This is a genomic window from Nostoc sp. UHCC 0251, assembly GCF_034932245.1.
Taxonomy (GTDB): domain Bacteria; phylum Cyanobacteriota; class Cyanobacteriia; order Cyanobacteriales; family Nostocaceae; genus Nostoc.
In genome coordinates, this window is the sequence record NZ_JAYGHD010000411.1 from 1 (window position 1) to 10,638 (window position 10,638).

Annotated in this window: 6 protein-coding genes; 3 read left to right on the forward strand and 3 right to left on the reverse strand. The window is 42.1% G+C overall.

Going from position 1 to position 10,638, the window contains the following annotated elements; genetic code table 11:
- The first annotated feature begins 456 nt into the window (after positions 1-456).
- Positions 457-1,500 (forward strand): agmatinase SpeB, encoded by a 1,044-nt coding sequence (gene speB, locus VB740_RS33645; RefSeq protein WP_323204159.1) that lies wholly within the window; start codon positions 457-459, stop codon positions 1,498-1,500.
- 272 nt (positions 1,501-1,772) lie between these two features.
- Positions 1,773-2,438 (forward strand): DUF938 domain-containing protein, encoded by a 666-nt coding sequence (locus VB740_RS33650; RefSeq protein ID WP_323204160.1) that lies wholly within the window; start codon positions 1,773-1,775, stop codon positions 2,436-2,438.
- A gap of 479 nt (positions 2,439-2,917) precedes the next feature.
- Here the strand turns inward: VB740_RS33650 and VB740_RS33655 are convergent, their stop codons facing one another.
- Complete coding sequence (locus VB740_RS33655) at positions 2,918-5,194, reverse strand: glycoside hydrolase family 65 protein (RefSeq protein ID WP_323204161.1); 2,277 nt, start codon at positions 5,192-5,194, stop codon at positions 2,918-2,920.
- 463 nt (positions 5,195-5,657) lie between these two features.
- Here VB740_RS33655 and VB740_RS33660 point away from each other — a divergent pair, with 463 nt between their 5' ends.
- Complete coding sequence (locus tag VB740_RS33660) at positions 5,658-8,318, forward strand: ATP-binding protein (protein WP_323204162.1); 2,661 nt, start codon at positions 5,658-5,660, stop codon at positions 8,316-8,318.
- Positions 8,319-8,384: 66 nt separating this feature from the next.
- Here VB740_RS33660 and VB740_RS33665 read toward each other — a convergent pair whose 3' ends face one another.
- Entirely contained in the window at positions 8,385-9,086 is a 702-nt protein-coding gene (locus VB740_RS33665) for a helix-hairpin-helix domain-containing protein (protein WP_323204163.1), read from the reverse strand.
- Positions 9,087-9,110: 24 nt separating this feature from the next.
- Entirely contained in the window at positions 9,111-9,527 is a 417-nt protein-coding gene (locus tag VB740_RS33670) for an NINE protein (protein WP_323204164.1), read from the reverse strand.
- Between the last annotated feature and the right edge of the window lie 1,111 nt (positions 9,528-10,638).

A 10,638-nucleotide genomic window follows, 5' to 3' on the forward strand; every position in this document is an offset into this window, starting at 1 on the left:
ACATGGTTATTGTATGAAAAATATCACTGAAAAACTCACAAAGTCAACACCCTAGGCTATGCCTGACGACGAGTTGCTGCTTGGACGCGCAGCAGAAAAATTGACCTAATTAATAATGTACCCTGTATCAAGGATTGCATTGAGTCAATGTGCGTTAGCGTAGCTCCTTGTAGACATCATTGCAGACTCCTGCCCGTCTATGCTCGACCTCAAAGCCTCACCATTCTACCTTTTTACACAAACTGTCGAGCAAAAAGAGCGTAGGCGTAGCCCGTCGTAGACATTGCCCCATTCGTCAGACAAAGAGTGGCAGGAGTACGAACAACAGGTGTATCGCCGTAATTTCGACCAAGTAATAAAGGCGCTGTAGTTTACCGTCTGTGAAAAATTTTTATTACAATGCAGATGTCCACTAGGCGGCGTGCTGTCTATCCACGTAAATCGAGAAGATAATCGATGAGTAATCAATTACAAGACTACAATCCTAGCGGCATAGGTGAAGTAAATGGCAACCTCTTAGGTTTGCCCTGCGATTATGAGTCTGCAAACCTGATTGTCTTTGGTGTGCCGTGGGAAGTCACTGTTTCTTATGGCGCAGGTACAGCTAACGGCCCACAGCGAATTCTCGATGCTTCGATTCAATTAGATTTGTTCGATTTCGATAACCCTGATGGTTGGAAGCAGGGAATTTTCATGGTAGAAATTCCCCAAGATATTTTAGAAAAAAATACATACTACCGCGCCTTGGCAGCACAAATTATTGAGCGATTAGCCCAAGGTAAACAACTCTCAGATACACCAGATTTAACATCTGTCCTCACAGAAATTAATCAAGTTTGTCAACAGGTAAATCAATGGCTGTTTGAAAATTGTCAGGAAGCAATTAACAAGGGTAAGCGAGTTGCAGTTATTGGTGGGGATCACAGTTCACCATTAGGTTATTTCCAAGCATTAGCGGCTAAGTACGCCAACTATGGCATTTTGCACCTTGATGCCCACGCAGATTTACGTGATGCTTATGAGGGATTTGAGTTTTCCCATGCGTCGATTATGTTTAATGCGATGAAAATACCGCAAATTTCTAAGCTAGTGCAAGTGGCTTTGCGTGATATTAGTCATGACGAAGTGGAAATGATTGACCAATCTGATAGTCGCATTATTGCATATTACGACCCAGCCATTAAACAAAAACTTTACTCTGGAACAAATTGGATTGATTTGTGCCGAGAAATTATTAGTCATTTACCTGAGTATGTTTACATTAGCTTTGATGCAGATGGTTTAGATCCAAAACTCTGTCCGAGTACAGGTACTCCTGTTCCAGGTGGGTTAGAATTAGAGCAAACATTTTGTCTGTTCCGGGAATTGGTTAATAGTGGAAGAAAAATTATTGGCTTTGATATCTGCGAAGTCGGTGATGGTGAGTGGGATGGTAATGTCGGGGCGCGGGTAGTTTACAAGCTGGCAAACTTAATGGATTTATCTCAGAAAAAAATATAGCGGTTCCCACTCAGATGCGGTGCTACACCATATCACAAGGTGTAGGGGCACGGCCTTAACGCGAAATGTCTCGTTCCCAGTCTCAGACTGGGAATGCTGTCTTAGAGGCTCCGCCTCTCTTGCTGGCGGCAGAGCCGCAATTGAAGTGCATTTCCAGCCTAGAGGCTGGAAACGAGATTTGACAAAGCTTTTAGCTTAAATTGACACGTATGCGGCATACCGTGCCCCGACTAAATTGTTAGAGTGAAATCAGGTATTTAAAAACGATACGGATGACATTACAAGACGCACGACAATACGCACCAGCAACCGATCGCAATCGTGAACCAATTCTAGAAGTACTTTCACAAGTATTGCCTGGAAGTGGCACGATCTTGGAAATCGCCAGTGGCACTGGTGAACACGCAGTCTTTTTGGCGTCCAGGCTCAAAGATTATATGTGGCTACCAACAGATATAGACCCACAAAGAAGAGCCAGCATTATTGCATGGACTAAACACCTTGGATGTAATAACATTTATCCACCGCTTGAGCTTGATGTTAGAGAACCAGTTTGGGCAGTGGAGGAGGGGACAGTAACGCAGTGGTTGGATACCTCGCCAATTACTGCAATTGTCAACATCAATATGATTCACATTTCACCTTGGTCAGCTTGTTTGGGGTTAATGGCAGGGGCAGGTCGTATCCTAAAAGCAGGAGGTATGCTCTATTTGTATGGGCCATTCAAACAAAGTGGAGAACATACAGCACCGAGTAATGCAGCTTTTGACGAATCTTTACGTGCCCAAAACCCAGAGTGGGGTGTACGTAACTTGGATGATGTTGTAGCAGTAGCTAGCGGGCAAAATTTCACGTTGAAACAAACTTACCAAATGCCAGCTAATAATCTTTCGGTAGTGTTTCAACGTTCTGCTATTGGTGGAAGCGATCGCACATAAACCCAATTCGCAATTCGCAATTCGCAATGACGCTCCTACGTCGCTCTAAGCGTTCGCGGTAGCGTCTCGTAGAGAAGCCATGCCGTTGGCGTTCGCGGAGCGTGTCGCAGACAAGCCTCTCGAAGAGAAGGCTTTACGCTGCGCTAACGCAATTAAACTCAGACAGACACTCCGGGGTGGGGTTTTTACCTACCAAGAGAATACAAGGATTTTTTTTGCGCCACTTGCGGGCAAGGTTTTGAACATGAAGCTTTTTTGATAAGGGAACTCCAAGAAATAAATTATCCAATATTGTGGGGTGGGCATCTTGCCCGCCCTATGGACTGGGCGGGCGAGACGCCCACCCCACAAGAGTTAATTGAATATTTATTTATTTGGAAGTCCCTAAAAGAATGCGACAAATAGACCATTTGTAGAGACGCGATTCATCGCGTCTTTACCCAAGGATGTGTTGCTGAAACATAGTTTTTAAAGTAGCGTTAGCTAGAAACGAGCGTCATTGGTAATTGCGAATTGGAAATGACTTCTGTTGTAGTTTGTAAGTCAAAATCATACCACTCATTACGCCATTGCAGGCGAAACTTTAAACGCGTCCAGTTAGGTGGTAGGTTGGGACAAGCAACGGGGCCAAATTGAGTCATGCGAATACCGCCAAACCCAAAAACTACTGCTTGCCATACTCCTCCAGCACTGGCGGCGTGAATTCCTTCGGCTGCGTTCAGTCTCACATCCTCTAAATCTACCAAGGCCGATCGCAGAAAATGCGTATAGGCTTCGGTTGGTTTATTAAGGTCACAAGCTAAGATGGCGTTAATGGCTGGGCCTAGCGAAGAACCATAACTGTGGTCGGTGCGCTGGTTGTAATAATCCCAATTGGTGGCAAGGGTGTTATAGTCGTAGCGGTCGCGCAGTAAGTACAAGAGCATCAACACATCTGGCTGCTTGAGAATCTGCTTTTGGCTTGTGGCTTCAATACCCAACAAACCTTGCAGAGATTTACTGCGCGGTTCGTAATCAGCGAGGTTAACGTCTTCTAATTGGAAAAAGCCTTCAAATTGCTCAATTAAACCCGTTTGGGCATCTTCATTGACAAATAGACGCTCTTGGATTTCCGCCCATCGATGCAGACGTTCTGTGGTTAAGTTGAGTTTTTCTACCAGTTGTGCTGAAGTTTCCGGGTAAGCATGTTTGAGCCAGTCCCACAGCCCCAAAGCTGACTGCAAGTGCCACTGTACCATGAGATTGGTGAAGGCATTATTATCGACGCGATCGTGATTTTCATCAGGGCCAATCACATCTAAGATGTCATAGCTGTGGCGCTCTTGGTTCCACTGGACGCGACTTTCCCAAAAAACAGCCGTATCAAGAATAATTTCTGCTCCATAATCGCGCATCCAGTCATCATCATTGGTCGTTTGCCAATAGTGTAAAATTGCATAAGCGATATCTGCGGTGATATGCACTTCAATATCACCACACCAGATGCGGATTAATTCACCATTAGGAGCTGGTACCCAGCGCGGGGTTACTTCATCGCCAGTCGTCGCACTTTCCCAAGCAAACATCGCCCCTTGATAACCTGCTTCTTGGGCTTTGCGTCTCGCTCCTGGTAAGGTGTGGTAACGGTAGGTGAGCAAGTTACGCGCTAGGGTTGGTTGAGTTAAGGTGAGGAAGGGAAGGATGAATATTTCCGTATCCCAAAAGATATGTCCGCTATAGGCAAAACCGGAGAGGGTTTTAGGAGGGATGCTCACCCGGTTGTCGTGACGCGGTGCGACAGCTAATAATTGAAAGAGATTGTAACGGACGCTTAACTGAGCCAAGCGATCGCCTTCTATAATAATGTCACTGTCTTGCCACACTTGCTCCCATGCAGCAATGTGAGCTGCCAATAGGGTAGTATATCTGGGTTCATCAGCGAGTCTTTGTAAAGCGTCTGCGATGGGAATTTCTGTCTCTCGTGAAGTAAACACAGTAACAATCTTTTCGACAATCGCCGTTTTTCCTGGATATAACTCAAAGGTGGTTGTCAAAGTGGGAGAACTAGAAGTATTATCAACGCTCACTGGTATAGTTTCGTCACCATCTATCACTAACTTAGCTGCCATCCCAAGTTGAATACCTGAGTGAATGGTTTGACTATTTAGCCAGATAATCTGATCCATGCCACCTTGGTTTAAGGTTCGCCAATGTTTAACGCCTTGAGTATCTGGTTCGCTGTCAAATCCGGCTTCGATGGTAATTTCACCCTCAAAGTCTACAGATGTAATTTGAGCGCGAATCGCCAAAACATGTTGATCTGCTAAACTGGTGAAACGCTCGAAGTGAAAATCTAGGGTATGACCACTAGGACTACGCCACCGCACATCACGGCTAACTAAACCTAAGCGCAGATCGAGCCGACGTTCGTAGTTAAGAATCTCACCACTGTCCATGCTAAAGCGATCGCGTAGCGTCTCCGTAGGAGATTCGCCAGCTACTTTTACCACCAATGGCAGCCAGTTGGGACAATTTACAAGTTGAGTATGAGTAATTGCCACATCATCATAAACACCGTGGATGATTGTGGCTGGGAAATCTTGTGGATATCCTTCCTCAAACGTGCCCCGGACTCCTAACAACCCATTACCAAGAGTAAAGACGGTTTCTTTGTGATGTAACTGCGTTGGATTAAACTCCGTTTCAATAACGTTCCAGTCAGTATTGTCAATTAATTGCTGATTTTTTTGAGAATCTTGAGTGGATACGTTGAGCATGAGAGATAAAACCTATGTCTTGGGGGTTGCTGTGGGCAGGATGCAATAAAATTAGGAGCAATGTTTAAGCGTGCAGATTAACAGATAATCTGAACGCCGAAAAATATGCTTTTGATAACAGTAACGTTTCAAATTTCATCTGTCTACAGTTAGATTTATTCAAAAATGCCAGTTATAACTCATAAATCTTAACTAGCTAAGGGAAGACGCGATAAATCGCCGTCTCTACAATAATCAGTTCTTTGTAGAGACGGCGATTTATCGCGTCTTTGTCTTTATGATGGACGTTAGTCATATTTTGGCTGGTAAAATCTACAGTGCAGTTAAGTAACGTTTTGTTCTTTTACCAGAAGTGGTATATTGGCACTTGATCCGACCGAGTACAAACTATGCATAAGCCCACAGGACAGCAAACTAGAGGTGTTGTACTCAGTACTACAGGACAGTAAGGGAAAGTGGGCAGATGAATAAAAATACTGGGCAAGGTAATGTTTTTTCCCTGTTTAAAGGCGTACCCCTACGTCGCATCCTCGTAGCGTTGTTTGTGCTGCAAATCTTGCTAGCTGTGGGATTGACTGCATATTTATCAATCCACAATGGGCAAAAGGCAGTCAATGAGGTAGCCAGCGAATTACGTCGTGAAGTTGCCAATCGAGTTGAGCAGAATTTACAGACTTATCTTTTGACTCCGCGTCAGGTACTACGCAGTAATCAAAATATCATTGATATGGGGTTGCTGAAGATAGAAAATCTGGCAACCTGGGAGTCATATTTAATAGAGCAGTTAAAGATTTTTCCAGATGCTTTGGCTGTAACTGCAAGTAATGAACAGCAAGAACACCTAGCTGTAGAAAAACTAAACGATCGCCAATTTTTACTCAGAAAAGCCAACCAGTCAACTGGGTACGACCTCTACACTTACAGGATTGACTCTCAAGGTCAACGTACTCAACTACCAGAGGTGATTAAAAACTATGATCCGCGATCGCGTCCTGATTATCAAGCAGCAGTTACCGCCAAAAAATTTAGCTTTAGTCAGATTTTTACATCCCTCACCGAACCATCACTCCTAATTAGTGCATCTCAACCTATATATAACTCCCAAGGGCAGTTACTTGGAGTCAACAGCACTCTAACTCACACATCACAAATTGGAGATTTGCTGCAAAATATTAAAGTTGGCAAGTCTGGCCAAATTTTTATTATCGAGCGATCGGGGCTATTAGTAGCAAGTTCCACAACAGAAGAACCATTCCGCTTACAAAATGGTAAACCCATTAGGTTGGCAGCTTCCCAAAGCGGGAATTCTTTAACTCAAGCAAGCGCTCAATATTTAGCAACTAAATTTAGTAACTTTGACCAGATTCAAAGTTTACAGCAACTAGATTTCTCCTTTGACGGCAAACGACAATTTTTAGAAATTAGACCATTCCAAGGCGAACCAAATGTCAATTGGTTAATAGTAGTGGCTGTCCCCGAAGCAGACTTTATGGGACAGCTTGATCGCAACACTCAAACTACAATTTTTCTTTGTCTGGGAGCATTAGGATTAGCTACTTTACTAGGGATTATCACCGCCCGTTGGATAACTCAGCCAATTTTGTACTTCAGCACGGCGACAAAAGATTTAGCTGATTTTCCCAATGGTGAAGAATCAGTGGTGATAGTACAGGGCATTAAAGAACTAGAGGTGCTGGGTGAATCTTTTAACGAGATGATACAGCAGTTATGCAAAACCTTCACTGCACAGATTACCAAAAATGAAGAGTTAGAATTGCAAGTTAAGCAGCGAACTCAAGAATTACAGCAAGAGATTCAAGAACGCATTAACAGCGAGCGAAAATTAGATCAGCATCATCAGGCGTTGCTAGAACTGGCAAATCACAAGGCGATTTCAGAAGGACAACTAGAAACAGCATTCAAAGTTATTACCGAGAAAGCAGCAAATGCTTTAGAAATAGAGCGAGTTAGTGTGTGGTTATTCAATGGCGATGCCTACGGCGGGCTGCGCCAACGCACCAAACTACAATGTATAAATCTCTATGAACGTAGCAACCAGAGACACTCAGCAGGTGGAGAACGCAACCTTGCAGATTATTTGATCTACTTTAAAGCGCTGGCATCTGCTCCTATTATCACCATCACCGACACTCGCACCGATCTCCGGGTACAAGAATTATGGGATGAACTGCTAGAACCAAAGAATATTGTATCCCTAATTAATACCTCGATCTGGGTTGGGGGGGAAATAGTGGGAACGGTATTGTATGAACAGATTGATATTCCTCGGACATGGGAACTGAGTGAGCAAAACTTTGTTAGCTCAATAGCTGAATTTGTCGCCTTGACTTTAGAAATATGCGATCGCAAACGGGCAGAATCCGCTCTGCGTGAGGCTCAAGAAGCTGCCGAAGTGGCAAATCGTGCTAAAAGCACCTTTTTAGGAAACATTAGCCATCAACTGAGGAATCCCTTAAGCTCCATTCTTGGAATTACAGAAGCACTTCAAGATCAAGTGTACGGCCCTGTAACCGAAGAACAGCGCCAGTCCCTAAATGACCTCGAATCTAGCGGAAAGAATTTACTAGAATTGATTAACCAGATCCTTGAGCTTACCGACATCGAATCCAGCAAGATAAAACTGCAACTAGCTCCCACTTCAATCCCAGAATTATGTGACTCTAGTTTGAGTTTTGTCAAACATTTAGCGTTTCAGAAAAATATCCAACTGAGTGTACAAATACCTGAAGAACTCGAACCCATCCAAGTCGATGAACGCCACATCCGCCAAGTATTTATCAACCTGTTGATTAACGCGATTAAGTTTACTAAAGAAGGAGGCAAAGTTTGGATTGAAGTCCAGCCAAATCCCACAAATGAGTATATCTTTTTCAGTGTGGTAGATACTGGTATTGGTATGCTTTCTGATGACCTTTTCAGATTATTTCAACCTTTTGTGCAAGTTGAAAATCTCTCCAGTCGTTCTTCTACAGGCAGTGGTTTAGGATTAGTAATGGTGCAAAAAGTTGTCGAGTTACACGGTGGTACTGTCCACGCCGAAAGCCAGTTAGGGAAAGGCAGTCGATTTACGGTGAAACTTCCTTGGAAAAAGGCGGGGGAGTAGGGGCGGGGCATTGGTGTCAACCAGAAACCCCTCATGTAGAGACGCGATTTATCGCGTCTAAAAAACCTAAGCTATGTGACGATAAGTATTAAACGGTAATCCAGTGCGTTGCTTCACATCAATTAATGATTTATACTCACCTCGTTGTTGCCTTTCTGTTACAATTTGTTCTGCGATCGCTCCATCGAGTCCACAGGTAATCAACTCTGGAGTTGAATATGTGTTTAATCGTTTCCAAGAGTAATCAGCTTCTTTTTTGTAGTTGTAGCTAAAAGTAATTAGCGGTGTAATTCGAGCTACCTGCTTTTCGGGAATTCCAGCTATTTCTATTAACTCTTCTACATGAGTGAAAACATATCCCTCATTCATCAGGGATTCAATATTGTTTGCATAAACTATAGGTAAACCTAAATAGTTAACTAGTTCATTTTTAGAGCATTCATTAATATCTAGTTTGTCACGAGTACTAGCAACTAACTTGGCTAGTTCTTTTTCTTCAGGAATTGGTAAGTTTTTCGGATAAGTTTTGACTAAATAAGATTTTTTTAAGTAGAAAGCAACGCCAATTTGAGCCAGCCAGATCACAAATGCAAAACTATTGGCGGATAAAGCTATAGCTAAAGCAGAGGTGCTAATCCCTAGTACAATCCAAGTATTAGTCTTGGATTTATAACCTGCATAGGCAATAGCAAACCCTCCCAATGTCGGAATTAATGATAACCACACCCAAGCAGGAGTTTGTTGAAACCAAAATTTAGATTGTGACACAGTAAATCGACTGATGATTTGGATTTACAAAGATTTCAGAAGGTTTTGCCGCTTTTCTTCATACTCTTCTGCGGTAATTACACCAGAATCAAAAAGATTTTTTAAATCAGCTAACGCACTAGTTGCATCTTTTGCAGATATTGGCCCACCTGCGCTTGCTATACCAAGATTATACTTTGTATTAAATTCACTGTCTGACATTACAATTAGTACGAAGAACTCAACAAAGGCTATTAAAGCTGGGATGAAAGTCCAGAAGAACAACAAGTACAAAATACCTGCTACATTTTGTCCTAGATAAAACTTGTGAATTCCTATCCCTCCGCCAAAAAAGCAAAGCAGAATTGCTGTAGATTTAGTCTTCATGGAATTTCCTTCATTAATTAATTCTAATAAATATTTATTGGCATACAATACAAGCAAAATTTTTAGCTGACCCAATTAATCATCTGATTTACTAGAAAGTTTTCTTGTAAGTAAATACATAATGATTATACATACCTGAGATTCAATTAAGGATAAATATCCTTTGACTATGTAGTTTAAATCTAGGTTGGAATTGAAATAAAAAATCAGACAACCAATGCCTATATATGGAACCAGGCGCAACTGATGAAGCTTAAGTTTTAGTTTTTGATTATTTAAGTAGTTCATTAGTAGATAAACTTATGTTGACTAAGAATTGTGTATAAACAATCAACTAGTAACTACAAAGTTGTTGTTTTTAACAGATATTAACTGTATTCAAAGGTAATTTTAGTGAGTTTTTATCTGTTAAACCTCACGATATTTACCGAACTTACTTATAGTTATATCAATATAGTTCCGTAAAGTTTCTGATGACTAAATTACCAACTAAAAAACTACTGAGTTTTACCTTAGCTGATAACCACTCTTACAATGATAATTGTTGCTGATTGCTCATTTTTATTACGGTGTTTGCAGAACCGTTTCTAGTGCTTGAACCAGATTTTTGACCAAGAGAGTTTGGACTATAGCGTAATGATTACCAAGAATCGTGCCAATACTTTTCGGTTAAGCATTTTTAACTCGGAATCGGTTTTGGGGTAAAGGGTAAAGGGTAAGGGTTAAAGGTTTTTTCTTTCCCTTTCCCCTTTTCCCCTTAACCGAGAAGTATTGAGAATTGTGCAGGTTTCCAGATGATTGATAATATAGCAATCCTAAATGAGTTGTGAAAATCGAGAGACTAAGATCCCCGACTTCTTTGAGAAGTCGGGGATCTTATTGTTCACGACTGATGTAGAACTGCTATAGTGTTCCAATCACAATTTAGATATTGAATCTCACACTGATTGTTTTCATTAGCAGTTTCAAATTCACCAAAATCATCCCATGATTCAGCAACGCCTCATATCTTTATTATTAATAAATCTTGCACTGCGTTTCTATTCCGCCTCGGAATGAATTCCGAGTCTCAGAGCCGAATGGCACTAAGAAAAGCCCAAAGACTTATTGTATCCTCGTTCCCAGCCTGGAGGCTGGGAACGAGTTCCGAGAGGCTCTGCCTCTTGTCAAGCTATGGAGGCGGAGC